Annotated in this window: 11 protein-coding genes; 1 reads left to right on the plus strand and 10 read right to left on the minus strand. The window is 58.1% G+C overall.

Annotation, left to right across the window (positions count from 1 at the left end; translation table 11 throughout):
* Positions 1-9: 9 nt before the first annotated feature.
* Positions 10-366: a DUF4174 domain-containing protein gene (locus ACP7AJ_RS18810; RefSeq protein ID WP_426061738.1), complete on the minus strand. Its 357-nt coding sequence runs from the start codon at positions 364-366 to the stop codon at positions 10-12.
* Positions 367-560: 194 nt separating this feature from the next.
* Here ACP7AJ_RS18810 and ACP7AJ_RS18815 point away from each other — a divergent pair, with 194 nt between their 5' ends.
* Positions 561-3,317: an MGH1-like glycoside hydrolase domain-containing protein gene (locus tag ACP7AJ_RS18815; protein WP_426061739.1), complete on the plus strand. Its 2,757-nt coding sequence runs from the start codon at positions 561-563 to the stop codon at positions 3,315-3,317.
* 14 nt (positions 3,318-3,331) lie between these two features.
* Here the strand turns inward: ACP7AJ_RS18815 and ACP7AJ_RS18820 are convergent, their stop codons facing one another.
* From ACP7AJ_RS18820 to ACP7AJ_RS18860, 9 genes are all read right to left on the minus strand, one after another.
* Positions 3,332-4,816: a hypothetical protein gene (locus tag ACP7AJ_RS18820; RefSeq protein WP_426061740.1), complete on the minus strand. Its 1,485-nt coding sequence runs from the start codon at positions 4,814-4,816 to the stop codon at positions 3,332-3,334.
* Between the two features lie 610 nt (positions 4,817-5,426).
* Positions 5,427-5,852, minus strand: a complete 426-nt coding sequence (locus ACP7AJ_RS18825; RefSeq protein ID WP_426061741.1) for a hypothetical protein — start codon at positions 5,850-5,852, stop codon at positions 5,427-5,429.
* An 18-nt stretch (positions 5,853-5,870) separates the two neighbouring features.
* The gene (locus tag ACP7AJ_RS18830) at positions 5,871-7,307 is read right to left on the minus strand and encodes a GMC oxidoreductase (protein WP_426061742.1); all 1,437 of its coding nucleotides are present in this window, start codon (positions 7,305-7,307) and stop codon (positions 5,871-5,873) included.
* A gap of 272 nt (positions 7,308-7,579) precedes the next feature.
* Entirely contained in the window at positions 7,580-9,037 is a 1,458-nt protein-coding gene (locus tag ACP7AJ_RS18835) for a phytoene desaturase family protein (protein ID WP_426061743.1), read from the minus strand.
* Positions 9,038-9,075: 38 nt separating this feature from the next.
* The gene (locus tag ACP7AJ_RS18840; protein WP_426061744.1) at positions 9,076-9,576 is read right to left on the minus strand and encodes a c-type cytochrome; all 501 of its coding nucleotides are present in this window, start codon (positions 9,574-9,576) and stop codon (positions 9,076-9,078) included.
* A 149-nt stretch (positions 9,577-9,725) separates the two neighbouring features.
* On the minus strand, positions 9,726-10,661 hold the full coding sequence (locus ACP7AJ_RS18845) for a hypothetical protein (protein WP_426061745.1): 936 nt from the start codon (positions 10,659-10,661) through the stop codon (positions 9,726-9,728).
* Between the two features lie 141 nt (positions 10,662-10,802).
* Entirely contained in the window at positions 10,803-11,675 is an 873-nt protein-coding gene (locus tag ACP7AJ_RS18850) for a beta-1,6-N-acetylglucosaminyltransferase (protein ID WP_426061746.1), read from the minus strand.
* Positions 11,676-11,788: 113 nt separating this feature from the next.
* Positions 11,789-13,153, minus strand: coding sequence for a lipopolysaccharide biosynthesis protein (locus ACP7AJ_RS18855; RefSeq protein ID WP_426061747.1), 1,365 nt, complete (start codon positions 13,151-13,153; stop codon positions 11,789-11,791).
* Positions 13,154-13,336: 183 nt separating this feature from the next.
* Positions 13,337-14,962: a glycosyltransferase family 39 protein gene (locus ACP7AJ_RS18860; RefSeq protein ID WP_426061748.1), complete on the minus strand. Its 1,626-nt coding sequence runs from the start codon at positions 14,960-14,962 to the stop codon at positions 13,337-13,339.
* Positions 14,963-15,039 lie beyond the last annotated feature (77 nt).

A 15,039-nucleotide genomic window follows, 5' to 3' on the forward strand; every position in this document is an offset into this window, starting at 1 on the left:
GATTCAGAACTACTTCCGTCGCATCTCCTGCTGCCGCATTGGCATCTTATCTACCGTCCCAAACAAATCCGCCGGCGCAATAGGCCGCCGGCTTTTCTGCTTCACCCCACCGTCTTTGCCAATCAACACAGCCGCAAACTGGCTGGGCTGAACCCCTATTTTCTTCAGCAGAAATTCCTTGTCGGCTGCTGATAATTGGTCGTAAAGCACCTCCATTAACAGAAAATCACGCTCGGCAAGTTCAGCCTTGTTGGCAGCCAGTAAGGCTTTTTGACTCTTGAAATCCGCTTGCTCGGCGGTGGGCGCGGCCACTAGCAGCACCCGTTTCTTCCAGCGGCTATCGCGCAGGGTTTGTTCCAGGCTCATGGGTTTGGGGGTTTGCGCGGTGAGCAGGCAAAACAACCCCAGTAGTAGGAGGGACGCAGTAAGGAATGGGCGGAGGTGCATAAGCCTGGCAATGAGACGTTGTATACGTAAGCACACAACACTGGAATCGGCTAAACTTCCCGAACGCCTTACTTTGCATTGCCCAGCCTTTTTACTGCTGCTACTTCCTCCTGATGAATTCCCGCGTCCTTTCCACCGGCTTCCTGCTAACCCTGGGCCTGCTCAATGCTTGCCAAAGCAACAAGCCCACCGCTGGTACCACTGTTCCCGCTGCTATGACTCCTGTTTGGCAATCTGAAGCTTATACCCTGTACCGCGACCGGGTGGTGCAGGGCCCGCACGAGGCCCGCGCCCTGTCGGCCAACGAGTTGGTGTCGAATTACCAAAGCCCGGTAAATGAGTTCCAGAGCCCGCGGGTGGAGTTCAAGTTCAGTCTCAATGGCAAAGACAACGAGATGGCCCCGGGCCTGAACCACCTGCTCATTGCCGTGCCGCGGCCCGGTGGCGGGGCAATCGAAACGCCGCCCATCGTGTTCGGGCAGCGCTACGAAGACACCACGCCCGCCTCGGCCACTACTTACCTGACGCCGAATACGCCAGTGAAAATCCGGCTGGATTTACGGCCGGTGCTGGCAGCGTTCAAGAAGCAGGGCTACTACACCACCTTCAAGGGCGATAAGCTGTACCAGCAGGATTTCAAGCACGTCTACATTGCCGGGGGCACCGAGCCGCTAAGCTGGGATTTCGACAACCTGGCGAACAAGCCCGAGCTGGAAATGAAGGACCCCGACGGCAATGGCATCTACGAAGTGACGCTGACCCTCAACCAGCCTGCGGCCGCCAAAACCACTGCCCAGCAGTGGAAGCAAAGCATCAACACCGACGATTTCCCGCAGTATTCGTCCGAGTACCCGCTGGCCGATGCTCTCTACAACCTGGCCCTGGAAGAAGCCCGCCGCGCCGTGGAGCCCGACAGCACTTTCCGCACTGGCAAGGAATGGGCAGGCGTCTGGACCCGCGACATCAGCTACAGCATCATCCTAGCCCAAGCCACCTTGCAGCCAAAATCGGCTATGAAAAGCCTGATGCGCAAGGTGAGCCCCGAAGGCCGTATTATTCAGGACACTGGCACCGGGGGCGCCTACCCCGTCTCCACCGACCGCATTGTGTGGGCCGCCGCGGCCTGGGAGATTTACAACGTGACTGGCGACGATGCCTGGCTGCGCAAGGTGTACCCCATCATCAAAAAGTCATTGGCCGACGACCGGCAGAATGCCTACGACCCCACCACCGGCCTGGTGCGCGGCGAGTCGTCGTTTCTGGACTGGCGCGAGCAAACCTACCCGCGCTGGATGCAGCCCGTGGACATCTACCAGTCGGAAAACCTGGGCACCAACGCCCTGCACTACCAGGCCAATGTAGTCCTGGCCCAAATGGCCGCCAAGCTCGGCGAGCCCGGCGTGGCCGCCCAGCACAAGCGCCAGGCCGAGGCCATCAAGTTTGCCATGAACGAGCACCTCTGGCAGCCCGAAAAGGGCTACTACGGCCAGTTCCTCTACGGCCGCACCGCCCTCACGCTCTCGCCCAAAGCCGAGGCGCTGGGCGAGGCACTGAGCGTGCTCTATGGCGTGGCCGAGGGCGAGCGGGCGCAGGAAGTGGTAGCGAAAACCCCTACCGTGCCCTTCGGCATTCCCTGCATCTACCCCCAAATTCCGGGCATCCCGGCCTACCACAATAACGCCGTGTGGCCCTTCGTGCAGAGCTTCTGGGCGCTGGCGGGCGCCAAAGCCGGCAACGACCAATCCGTGACCGAAAGCATGGCTGCCATCTATCGGCCGGCCGCGCTCTTCCTCACCAATAAGGAAAACTACGTGGCCAGCAACGGTGACTTTGCCGGCACCCAAATCAATTCCAGCAACATGCTCTGGAGCCTCTCGGGCAGCCTGGGTTTGGTTTACAAAGTGCTGTTTGGCATGCAGTGGCAGCCCGAGCGGCTGGTGTTCCGGCCCTTCGTGCCGCAGGCTTTTCAAGGCAAGCGCCGGCTCACCAATTTAGCGTACCGTCGCGCCGTGCTCGACATTGAGATGGAGGGCTTTGGCAACGAAATCAGCAGTATCACGATGGACGGCCAGCCGCTGGCCAATGCCGCCATTCCGGCCAGCCTGAGCGGGCGCCACGCCGTTCGCATTGTGCTCAGCAGCAAAGTTCCGCAGGCCGCTGGAGTAAACAGGGTAGCTAATGCGTTTTCGCCAGAAACGCCCGTTGCGAAGCTTTACCTTGGCTATTCTACCTTTTTGGAATGGGACTCCATCAAAGGTGCAGGTAATTATAAAGTGTTAAAAAATGGAGTTCTGATTGCGACCGTTGATGAAAGCAATTACCCAGAAGAAGGGCGTAGCTTAACCTTGGGCAGTGCGCCATTTGCTACCTACCAGGTTATTGCAGTAGATGCTGCTGGAACTGAATCCTTCGCTAGTGAGCCTTTGGAAATAGAAGCTGCCGCCAAAACACAAATGCAGCTCGAAACGGTAGCTCCCAAAGCCGCTTTGGCCTACAAGGGCTTCAGCGGCCAGGGCTTCGTCGAAATCAGCAAGAGCAAGAACAAGTCCCTCACCATTCCCGTGACAGTGGCCGAGGCAGGCCTCTACGCACTTGATTTCCGCTACGCCAACGGCAACGGCCCCATCAATACCAATAACAAATGCGCCATCCGCACGCTGCGGCGCGACAAAGAGCTGCTGGGTACGGTGGTGTTGCCCCAGCGCGGCGTAGAGGAGTGGTCAAATTGGGGCTTTTCAAACCCCGTACTGGTGCGCCTCGAAAAAGGCACCCACCCCCTCACACTCGCCTTCGAGCCGGCCAACGAGAACATGAACGGCGAAGTAAACCAGGCCATGCTGGACTACCTGCGGGTGCGGCGCGTGGAGTAATCTGGCAAAGTTGCCTAGTGCTGGCAGGGCTGCGGCTCCGTTTTGGTGATGGCCCGAAACCCGAGCAGCTTGCGCAGCAAGAAAGAACTTTTGCGGAGCAAGTCATCGTCCGAAGTGGCGCTGGCCAGGTTGAAGACACGTTGTTCGCCCTTGCGGATGTACACCACTTGCGCAGGGCGGTCGGCGGCCACGTGGTTTTTGAACATGAAGTAGGGCAGCAGCTTGCCTTCGGTGGCTACTTTCTGAAGCTTGGGGTCCGAGGACGATACCACTTCCACCATGTCCTTCTGGTAGCCAAACACCTGAGCCGAGGCCGGAATAAAGAAGTGGTTGGTAATGCCCCCTTCCGTTCTTAGGTTGGAGAACATGGCAAACGACGACTCCGTCTTCAGGCCCAGGTAGGGGCTCATGCCGTTGAGAAACACCAGCACCGGAAACAATAAAAAAACTAAGGCCGGCAGCGCAAACGTGCGCTCGGGCTGCTTGTCGGAGCCGCGGGTGAGCGAGAGCAGAAACAGCAGAATGAACAGGAAGCTGTAAGCGCCCCACACCAGGCGGAAATAGTCGTCGAAGCGCTTGGTGAGCACCGTGAGCAGGGCAAAGCTGCCTAGCAGCACTGCCAACAGCACCGCCACATTCAGTGCCGTAAGCTGGGTAAAACGCTGCTTCAGTCGGCTGCGAAGAGAAGGCAACTTTCGGTAGAAAGCGTAAATCGTATTGCTGAAGCTGTAGCCACTGAACAGGAAATACGCCGCGAAAATCATCCCGGAGAAATCGTAAAAGCCGTTGTAGGAGTTGAAGGCAATGACGCAGTGAAAGACCAGCCCAATCAGCAGTCCCGCGTTTCTGGTTTTGCGAAAGAAAAGCAACACCGGAATCAGGGTTTCAACAATGATGGTCAGGTAAATATTGAAGAGCAGGAACGTGGGTGAGGCGGGCAATAGGGCTTCCACATTTTGCGCCTTGTAGAGCACCGCCGCACAGCTGAAATCGGTGGAGAAAAAGCCCCAGTTCAGCTTGTGTAAAACGACGAACAAATAGAGCAGCAGGAGCTCGACGCGAACCACCGGCGCAAATGTGCGGATGAGTTGGCCGCGGCTTACGTGCAAGCTTCGGTTCTTGACAATGACATACAGCAGCGCCTGCAGAATGGTAAGGTTCACGAACGTCGTGAATATCCAGTGGTTGCTTATTTCGGGCAGGCGCAGTAGCACCTCGTACAACTGCAGCGCAATCAGCAGCACCAGCCGAACAACCGAACTGGGCTTAAGCATCACCGCAACGGCGGCTACCGTGAGCAGGGCAAAATGCAGCTCGTTGGTAAAAATCCGCGACTGCGCCATGTGAAACAGCGTTGCGATGGCCCACACCACACAAAAAATGCTGTACCTGATGCTATCGTCGGTATCGTGGTCTATTTGGCTGTTGTCACAGGCAACCTGGGCGCTTCCATCGGCACGCGAAGAAGTTAAAGGAGAAAACTTGATAGAAACGTCCATCTGTAAAAATGATATAATAGGCAAGCTTGGATTAGTGCTTCAGGCCGCGCTTGAAGGGAGCTAATACCAATCCTATAATATTGTAATTAATCTACCCACTGAAGCTTGTGGCTTTTACTGGATAATGGCGGGGGAAGTTGTGCCATATTCAGCACTTTAAACAGCTTTGCAGGGCTGAAAAGGCACTTTTGCATTGTTAGCGTGTTTTATCAGAACTACTTGGCCGCTTAAGCAGCTGATGTGCAAGCGTTGGGTTTGCTGACTACCTGAGAAATGAGTTTTAAGAGGCCGTTGAACAGGTTTTTGCGTCCGGTATTACGCAACTAAATCTTGCAAACGTTTCGGGAGCCAAAGCCTAGAAATAGAGCTTATTTCCATGCCATATTATTGCCCTGCGGAGTTCTGTTGGCTACCGCCTAATGGCTATCGAAAGCAGCCACGAACATTATAGCCGGCAAAAGGCAAGGTGCGGCATTAAGGCTTAGCCAGCTGCCACCTGCCTGGGCAAGCACTACCGGTTAATGGCAAAGAAGTCTGCTGCCATTATCGAAATTGATAACAACAGCAGACTTCTTGACTGATGGGCTTACGCCGCAGGCAGAGGGGAGAACTAGCTCACCTCCGGCGGGTAGTAGACAGCAGAGAACGGATTGGCGCACGGCATTTTGTGCGGATTGTACCAACCGAGGTATTTCACTTCCTTGCTTTCGTCCATTCTATTCTGGAAGAAATCGGTCGACATCAAATACAGGTTGGTCAGGGTGCGGACCAGCTGCGAGCGTTCCGAGTCCACCTTCAGGAAGTAGTAGGCCTTAGTTTTGATGTTCATGAAGAACTGCTTGTTGGCCCCCGTCATGCGGTAGTAGTCGGCCACAAACTGGTCGACGCCTTGCCGGTCTATTTTCAGGAAGCTGAACTCGTTCAGGATGATGCCGGCCAGGGCATCCTCAACGGAAGAGGCCGCCACCCCCACCGTCGGAACCGCCACGGCGGCGGTGCCCAAGCCCAACAATTGCAAAAAGCTTCTTCTGCGCATAACGATAGAATTTCTCGGCTAAAAAGATTTGTCGGCCGACAGCAGCGACAGCGCCGACAGCGTGAGGGTGGGGTTGGCGGGCGTGTAGGTGGTGAAGCTGCCGCTGCCCAATACGAACAAGTTGCGGTACTGGTGGTGGCGCAGGTGCTTGTCCACCACGCCCTGCTCGGCCGAGGTACTCATGCGGGTGGTGCCCAGAATGTGCGCTTCGGAGGCGTAGGGCTGGTCGTAGATGATTTTTTCCACGGGCAGACATGATAGCACGTCGGGCAGGCGCTGCTTCATCTTGTCGATGGCCTTGAGGGTGTAGTCGGAAGGGCCTTTGAAGTGGATGGCCGGTTTCATGATGTCCGACGTGGTGGCCACGTAGTTGTCATGGTCGGGCAGGTCTTCGAAAATCATGCGGAAGCTGGCCATGTGGCGCCACTTGCCGCTTTCGGGCCGGAAGAAAGGAGCGTTGCTCGACTCCATGAGGCAGGCGGCGTACTCCTTGCGGTGGTCGCCGTCGTAGAGCATGTAGCCGTTGGCGTTCACCCAGGTGCTGCCGCCCAGGCTCTGCAGGTTGTCGAGGTACACGTGGGCCTGCAGGCCCAGCTGCTCGCCCAGCCCGCGCCCCGTGAAGGGGTTTTTGTCGCCGGAGTTCAGCAGAATGTTGGCGTTGAAAAGGGCGTTGGCGCCCAGTGCCACTACCTCGCCGGCCGCGTGGTGGTCTTTGTTGTCTTGCCGGAAGCTCACTTTGCGCACCCGGTCCTGCACCAGCTCCAGGCCGTAGACCTGGGCGCCGTGCAGCAGCTCCACGCGCGGGTCTTCGTACACCCGGAAGTTCGAGTTCTCGATGGTGAATTTGGCATCGACGGGGCACACGCTGCACACGGCGCTGGCGCAGCAGGGATTGCGGCCGTTCATGGCCACCCGAGACCGGGCCGTGGGCTGGTTGATGTAGAGCTTGCCGTATTTCTGGTGCAGCAGGGTGTCGACGGCCGTGAACAGGTGCGGGGGCTGGGCGTAGGCCTTCTTGCGGGGGTAGGGCGTTTCGGCCGGGCCCGAGATGGACATCAGGTCTTCCACCTGCTCGTAGTAAGGGTCCAACTCGTCGTACTGCACGGGCCAGTCGTTGCCGATGCCGTAGAGCGTTTTCATCCGAAAGTCGGAGGGCAGAAAGCGCGGCGTGCAGCCGTACCAGCAGTTGGAACTGCCGCCAAAGCCCACGCTGAAATGCCAATCCTTATCGGGCTTGTGGTTTTCAAACGTGTCGTTAGAAAGAGGATTGAGTCCGGCGTAGGCTGACTTTTCGCCGATTATCTCCTTCACGCGCTCGGCCCGCGGAAACAAGTGGCCACGTTCCAGCACCAGCACTTTGGTGGAAGCCGGAGCCTTGCTTAGATACTGTTTAAGAAAAAAAGTCGAAGCGAAGCCCGTTCCGACCACTACTAAATCGTAAGCCGTATGTTTCATTTAATCAGGTTAGCATTGAAAGCAGGAAGCAAACCGCAGCCCCTTCCCACGAGTTGCGCCTACTCTATACATAGCGCCATTGTTCTACATGAAGGACTTTGAATTAGTTCTTGATTATTGCGGGATAAAAAAGGCTAATTGTAAGCAAAACAAGGGGGTTGAAGTGGGTTTTGTACCGTCCCGGCAAAATTTGTGCCTCAAAACCAGCGTTCAGGTGGCATGCTATCGCGGCCCGGCCTGACCTGCCTGCGGGTGCCCGTGCTACTTGGCCGCTACGCGGGGGAGAGGGTGGCCGGCAGTCGCACATCAAACACGTCCTGCAAGGCCCGCCGGGCCGCGTGGTAACCGCACATGCCGTGCACGCCCCCGCCCGGAGGGGTGGAAGAAGAGCAGATGTAAAGCCCCTTGGCCGAGGTCTGGTAAGGCGACAGGCGCAGCACCGGCCGCGTAAACAGCTGGCCAATGTCGAGCACACCGCCATTAATGTCGCCGCCGATGTAGTTGGAGTTATACTCCTCCATCTGCACCGTGTTCATGACGCTGCGGGCCAGAATCCGCTCCCGGAAGCCGGGGGCGTAGCGCTCCACCTGCTGCTCGATGGCGGCGGTCATGTCTTTGGTGGAGCCGTGGGGCACGTGGCAGTAGGCCCAGGCCGTGTGCTGCCCGGCGGGGGCCCGGGTCGCGTCAAACAGGCTTTGCTGGGCCAGGAGCACGAAAGGCTTCTCGGGGTGCGTGCCGTCCCAGGTGAGCTGCTCGGCGTGTGTAATTTCTTCCAGCGTGTTGCCCAGGTGAATGGTGCCCGCCTGGCGGCACTCAGGCGCCGTGAAGGGGATGGGGCCGGCCAGCGCCCAGTCGACCTTAAACACGCCCATACCGTAGCGGTAGCGCTCCAGCTGCCACTTATACAGGGCCGAAAACTTGTGGCCCGCAATGCCCAGCAACTGCCGGGGCGTGATGTCGAACAGCACCGCGTGTGCCGAGGGCAGCTGCGCCAGCGACTTCACATAGAAGTTGGTCTGGACCTGCCCACCCAATGACACGAAGTACGACGTGAGGGCCGAGGCAATGGACTGCGAGCCGCCCTTGGGCAGCGGCCAGCCCTGCCGGTGGCCCATGGCCAGCAGCACCAACCCAATGGCCGATGTGGCCACGTTGGCCAGCGGCAGTTGGGCGTGCGCGGCCATGCCAGCCCACAGGGCCCGGGCCTCGGTGGTTTTCAGAAAAAGGGTGGCCAGCAGCTTGGCCGGCAGCAGTCCTTTAAGACCGAAGCGAGCCATTACCAGCGGGTTTTCCGGAAACCGCAGGGGCCCCAGAATGGCGGGGCCCAGCTCGAGCCAATCCTTGGCTACGGGACCCACCAACTGCTCGTAGGCCTTGGCATCGGGGCTGAACTGCGCCACCGTGGCAGCCATCGACTGCTCCAGCGCGGTGGCGGTGCCGTTATCCAACGGGTGGGCAGCGGCTACCGGCGGGTAGAGGTACTCGAGGCCGTGGGCCTGCAGCGGTAGGGTTTTGAAGAAGGGCGATTCGGCCGCCATTGGGTGAATGGCGGAACAGATGTCGTGTTGGAAGCCGGGCAGCGTCAGCTCGGCGGTGCGCAGGCCGCCGCCTATCGTGTCTTTGCCTTCCAGCAGCAGCACCGACAGGCCTGCCTGCTGCATGGTGATGGCTGCCGCCAGCCCATTAGGGCCCGAGCCCACCACCACCGCATCAAAATCGCGCTTAGTCAAGGTCAGTTGCTGGATGAATGGTTTTGCCTTTTTCCAGCCTACTTAGTGGTCGCGCGGAGCTTGCGCACGAAGTCAGCGCTGACCGGGGTACCGGTGTTGCCCCAGGAGTTGCGGACGTGGGTAGCCACGGCGGCAACTTTGTCGTCGGTCATGCTGCTGGCGTAGCCAGGCATCATGCCGTACTCGTCCCGTTCGTTGTAGCCGTTCAGGATGATGGTAACCAGTTGGGCCCCTTCGGCGTCGTTGACGCGGGGGCTGCCCACCAGGGAGGGGAAGGCGTTGGGCAGGCCCTGGCCGCTGGCTTGGTGGCAGGCTTGGCACGTGCTGGCATAAAGCGCCGAGCCATCGAGCTTAACTGCGACGGCAGGAGTCGCTGGGGCTGCAGCAGCCGGCACTTCGGCGGAAGGGACAGCGGCCGGAGCTTGATTGGCGGCTTCGGTGGCGCTGGGTTCTGTCCGGGCGGTGGTTTCGGTTTGGCTTGATTCGCAGGCACCCAGAAGAGTTGCCGCGGCAATGAGCAGAAGAAAAGAGTATTTCATGAACTGAAGAAGGTGGCCGGGCGAGGATTGCCGCTGGCCGAGCCCGCTACGTATAGGCTCGCGGATTTGGGCAGCCTGTAGCGGTACCGGTAATGGGTGAGCCTGATGCTAGCAATTGCGCCATTCCGGCTCTGACCGGGCGCACGCTGTTAGCTAAGGATTCTCTCGCGGAATGTTGTGAGCAGGTTTTTGGCAAACGTCGCATCGAGCGGCGAGGCAAGCAAGGCCTTGGCGGCGCATTTCACCCCGGCTTTAAGCTTGCCGTTTGCAAATGCATAGAGCGCGCCCTCGCGGGCCAGGTCGGCCTTCACTTCTTGCCACCACTTCATGGTAAGCGGCTTCACCTGCTCCAGGCGCTCAGCCAGGGGCAGGGCCCGGAAACCGGCGCTGTCGAGCTTGGTCAGGAGGCCGTCCATGAGCACCTTCTGGTGCTGGCCCCAGTAGTGAAAAATATACTGGTCGCTGGGGACGATGGTGGTTTTGAAGGGCAAGGCCATGGAGAAGGCAATTTGCTCACTGGTAAACCACTCGCTGCCTTTAAAAAATGCGTCGTTGAGGGCACAGATATCAGGCATCAGTTTCCCTACTTCTTTGCTGAGGCCCAGCACGCCCGAATTCCAGATGTACTGTTTTTTGTGGAACTTCTGCTCTACTGAGTCTACCAAAAAGGTGCGGCTCTCAATCAACTCTATCAACTTTCGTGGGAACCTGTCTTGATTTGCAGGAGTGAATTCGGCGTAGGTATTCACGGCTTCGGCGAAGGTGAACTCGCGCATGTGCATCACGCTCACCGATGGCTTGATGCTGTTGAGCAAGGGGTCGGCTTTGGCAATGAAAAACGTGTCGGAGTCGCAAAACAGCAGGTTGTCGCCGGGGTAGTCCCGGAGCACCTGCGCTACTATCATCGGCTTCACCCGGTGAATGTATTGCTGCGGCCCCCGCATTTGCTCCAGCCCCTCGGGCGTGAGCAGCGAATAGTCAACAGGCAACCCTTTGAAGTAGGGAACAAAAAAATCGGGCTTGTCAGTAAACACCACGGTGTGCACGTCAGTCCGGTCGCCTTCGTACCAAGCATAGAAGCTCAATACAGCAAATGTGGCACGCCAAAGCTCGGTTTCTCGGCCGTATGCAAGGATTACATGTTGAGTCATGAAATGCAGCAACTGAATTTTTTACTGGTGAATCAAACCAGTAAGTAGTGGGTGGGTTAGGGCAAAGGGCTGGAGTTAAACAGGCACCCGGGCTTGGGAGTTGTTCATGGATTGGTCGATTACATCCAGGATTTCAGCATCCTGAGATATATCGAATTTTCGCGCGAATAGCTTGTACGTATGTGCCAGTAAACTGGCGTCATTTACGGTCAAGATTTTAGGATTGGCACCACCGCCCGACCAATCGATGTAGCGATAATTGTCGTTTATAATTCTGTCCTTCAGGGGAGAATTCACCAGTATGGTGGATATTAAAAATTCATCGGAGCCCCAGGTAAACAAGCTGAAACGGCGCAGCTCCGCGTGGCTGTCGATGAAATCGACCAGGTACTTGGCGCAGTCGGCGCTCATGGTCCACCACGAGCCAAGCGGCCCGCCATACAGGGTGTAGGGCAGCGGAAATTTGCGCTTGGGCAGCAGCCGGTTGGCCAGGGCCTGCAGCTTATACTTAAACTTGAAGTCGAAGTATACCGAGTGGTACTGCTCTACCCGGTCGATGGCGTGGCGCCACCAGTCCGACTCCTGCGGCTCAAACGACAGAAAGGTGCACCCCAGGTGCTGGTTGAAAAATTGATAAATGCTTTCGGCCGGCTTGACGGGGTAATCCTGACCACTCAGCAGGTTAATGAATTCGTAGGTGCCCGCCGCCTGGATTTCCCTGATGCCCTGGCAAATGGCTTCCACAAAGCTGTAGGCCGCCCAGCGCACCAAGTGCCGCTGCCGAATGAAGTGCACCTGCGGCAGGGCGCCCAAGTGAGCGTAGTCTTGCAACTCAGCTTTGGCGTCGAGGTGAATGAAAAAGTCGAACTGCTCGTGGGCCAGCGCCTTAAGCAAGCGCTCTACCTGGTCCGGATTCTTATGGACCATAATCAGGTGGGCTATTTTCATGGCGTTAGAAACGGGATGGAGCCCGGCAGATGCATCTGCCGGGGTATTCAGAACTGCGAAAGTGTTAAGTCGGGGTGATGCGGCTCGATACGGAATACGTCGAGGGGTGAGGCTTAGCCGGGTTTGAGCACAGCCGCCGCCTTGGTGAGCACGCGCTGCGCCAGCACCTTGATTTCCTGGAAGCCGGTGGTCAGGATGTCCCGGATGGAGAGCGGCAAATGCTTTTTGAGGTGGATGTAGCCGAAGGTGAAACCGGCAATGCCCGTGGGCAGGCTGGCCACGGCCACGCCGTAAATGTTGCCGAACAGCAGCAGGGCCGTCACGTCGCCCACCACGTTCACGGCCAGCATTAGAAACACCTTCACCAGGTTGAGGCGGGGCTGGTTCACCACGTCGAGCGTGACGCCCACAAACCGGTCGATGGGGTAGAGGATGGCCAGCACCATGCTGATGCGAAGCAGGTTGGCCGCTTCGGTGTTCTGGTACTTGGGGCCGCCAATGAGGTAAACGGGCACATCGGCGAGCAGCAGGGTGCCCAGAATAACCGGCACAAAAGCCCAGGTGAGCATGCCCGCGTTCTTGCGCAGCAGGCGCGCCACCTCGGGCAGCCGGTTCTGGTTGAAGGCCGCTGACATGGCTGGCATGGCCGTGGCCACAAAGCTGCGCAGTGGAATCTCGATGATTTCCATGAAGCGTCCGGCCAGGTTGTACACGGCCAGGGGCGCGGGGCCCAGCATGTAGTTGATAACAAAAGTGTCGGAGCTGCGCAGCAGGTTCGAGCCCACGTAGCTGCCCACGCTGTACTTGCCAAAGTGGCCCAGCTCGCGAATGCAGGCGCTGGTGCGCTGGCGCATGCTGCCGGCATCGGCCCAGCCCAAGCCCAGCATGAGCAGGCTGGTAATCACAGAGGCACCCACGTAGCTATACACCACGCGTTCGATGGTAGAAGCCCCGGCCAGCATGAGCCCGATGATGCACAGCACAAACAAGCCCTGAGACAGCAGCCGGATGTAAAGAATGCGGTCGAAGCGCATTTCGGACTGCATCACGCACGCGGCCATGAAGTACGGCAGGGTAGCCACCAGCACAAAGCCAAACCACTTCAGCAGCAGCGCCAGCGAATCGTCGTTGGTGTTGCCAAACACGACCCAGGCGCCCAGATTTACCAACCCGAGTAGGCCAGTGATGACCAGCGCAATGGCCCAGGCCGAACCCGTGACTTCGGCGGTGCGAGCCGGTGTGGCACCCGAGCGCGCCCGGATGAAGGCCGTGGTGAGAAAGCCCGCCCGAAACGAATCGGCCAGGCCCACGGCCGCCATGAAGTAGACCCACATGCCAATTTCCCGCACCGGCAGCGTCCGAAACAGCAGCGACACCGAGATGATGCTCATGGCCGATACGGTCAGGTTGCCCGCCAGCGACATGAACTGTTGGTTGTCGAGGTACGATTGCAGCTTAAGGAGTAAAGAATTCTTCACGTAGTGCGGGCAGGGCAATCCGGCTAAGGAGCACCCATGGGCCCAGTAAGGGTGGTAGGGCAATCAGGGCGTGCGGAAGGCGACCGCAGTGCCAAAGGGAAAGGTAGTAAAAGCAAGCCGAGCACTGGGGCTGGACGATAGCCGGCCGGCGCATTGGGCAGTACGCAGAACAAGCAAGGAGCGTTAGTCAGTAAGCTCGTAGAGCACCACTTCGTAATTGCCGCGGCGGAAACGCTCTACCTCCTGGCCCAGCGTAGCAAAATGCTCGTTGAGCAGGTGGCCGGGAGGCATGGCCTTTTCGTGGTACCAAGCGGGCTGGTCCACAAAGTCACCGATGGCGTCGCGGTTGTTATTGTCGTAAATGAACCACAGCCGTTTTTTGCCCTCGAAAGCCGCAAATTCCGGCTGCAGCTTGCGCAGGTAATCGGCCTGGCTGGTGGAGGCATTCTTGGCCTTTGGGTTGGCCTTGGTGGCCGGGTATTTCAGGTTGTAGGCTTCGCGGTAGTAGTCATAGGCTTGGCGCATGTTCCAGTACACGTACACGGCGTCGCCTTCTTGGTACCGGTCGTTCACGAAAAGCACTGCGTCGCGGTAGTACTCGCGGTTATAAAACCTATTGGGGTCCAGTACCTGGCGGGTAGAGTTGGCCAGCGAAGGCAGCAACACCAGCGCAAGCAGCACGTAGGCCGCCCTGCGCCCTGGTAAGTAGCGGCTGGCCAGCTCCTGGGCGCCCAAGGCTAGCGCCAAAATAATGATGGGGCCCAGAAACAATGTAAACCGCTGGTAGAATGGGTATTGGCTCGCAGCCGACGCCAGCAGCGTGAAGCCCAGCGGTAGAAACAAAACCAGGAAGTGTTGCTGACTTCTTTTAAAGAAGTAGTACGTCCCGGCGGCAATGAGGGGCAAGTACAGCCACCCCATTTTCAACAGATGCTTCAGGCCGAAGGAATACCGGCTGTTGTCGACTTGCAGCAGCACACCCATCGGGTGAGAGAGGAAATCATAGGTTTTCATCACCGCCCATTTGGCGGCTGCCACGGGCTGCAGTAGGGGCAAATACCCCTCGTACTTGATTTTGAAGAAATAGGTAAGCCAGCCCGAATCCTGGTATTTGCTTACAAAGAAGTGGTACACCAGCCCAAAGCTCAGCACCCACAGCGCCCCCGGAATGAGGTACTGTGCCACGCGTTTCCAGTCGTGCTGCAGCGCGGCCCGCAGGCCAACTCCCGCGCCGATGCCCGCCAGCACAAAGATGCTGGGAAACGAAAACCACGGCAGCAGCCCGCCCAACACGCCCCAGGCAACCAAGGCCCCCAGCGACTGTTTGTCTTTGAATCTGATGTAGAGGTACAGGGCCACAATAGTGCCCAGCAGTTCGGCGCTATATTGCTTGGCCTCCACAGCATGGTACACGACCGGGTAAGCCAGCGCCAGCAGACCCACGGCCAGCACCGTGCCCCAGGATTTTAGAAAGAACCGGGCTACTGGTACAAACAGAAACAAACCTGCCACCCCGCACAGCAGCGAAAACAGGCGCAGGGCCTGCTCTTGCTTGCCAAACAAGGCCACGAAAAAGCGCGCCGACCACAGGTAGCCCAGCGGCGCTTTCTGCTCGTATTCGAAGGGCAGCGTGGCCAGCTCCCGAAAGCCCATCTTGATGATGTTGACGTTCAGAAACAGCTCGTCGATGAAAAAAGACCTGTTATTAAAGAAGTGGAACAGCCGGAAAAACATCCCCAGCGCTAGCAGCCCAAATATCAGGCGGCGCTGCGTGCGCTGACTGATACTTGGCAGCCCATGACTTGGCACAGAATAAGGCTTGCTGGTTATCGCCTGGGGGGGGGGCGCTAGTATTGATTGCATAAGGACGCAGTACACTTCAGGTA

Source organism: Hymenobacter sp. B1770 (assembly GCF_049896385.1).
GTDB lineage: Bacteria > Bacteroidota > Bacteroidia > Cytophagales > Hymenobacteraceae > Hymenobacter.

Excerpts from the sequence above, each read along its gene's own strand:
- ACP7AJ_RS18850 (WP_426061746.1), bottom strand. The coding sequence starts at position 11,675 with ATGAAAATAGCCCACCTGATTATGGTCCATAAGAATCCGGACCAGGTA.
- ACP7AJ_RS18815 (WP_426061739.1), top strand. The coding sequence starts at position 561 with ATGAATTCCCGCGTCCTTTCCACCGGCTTCCTGCTAACCCTGGGCCTG.
- ACP7AJ_RS18810 (WP_426061738.1), bottom strand. The coding sequence starts at position 366 with ATGAGCCTGGAACAAACCCTGCGCGATAGCCGCTGGAAGAAACGGGTG.
- ACP7AJ_RS18830 (WP_426061742.1), bottom strand. The coding sequence starts at position 7,307 with ATGAAACATACGGCTTACGATTTAGTAGTGGTCGGAACGGGCTTCGCT.
- ACP7AJ_RS18840 (WP_426061744.1), bottom strand. The coding sequence starts at position 9,576 with ATGAAATACTCTTTTCTTCTGCTCATTGCCGCGGCAACTCTTCTGGGT.
- ACP7AJ_RS18825 (WP_426061741.1), bottom strand. The coding sequence starts at position 5,852 with ATGCGCAGAAGAAGCTTTTTGCAATTGTTGGGCTTGGGCACCGCCGCC.
- ACP7AJ_RS18820 (WP_426061740.1), bottom strand. The coding sequence starts at position 4,816 with ATGGACGTTTCTATCAAGTTTTCTCCTTTAACTTCTTCGCGTGCCGAT.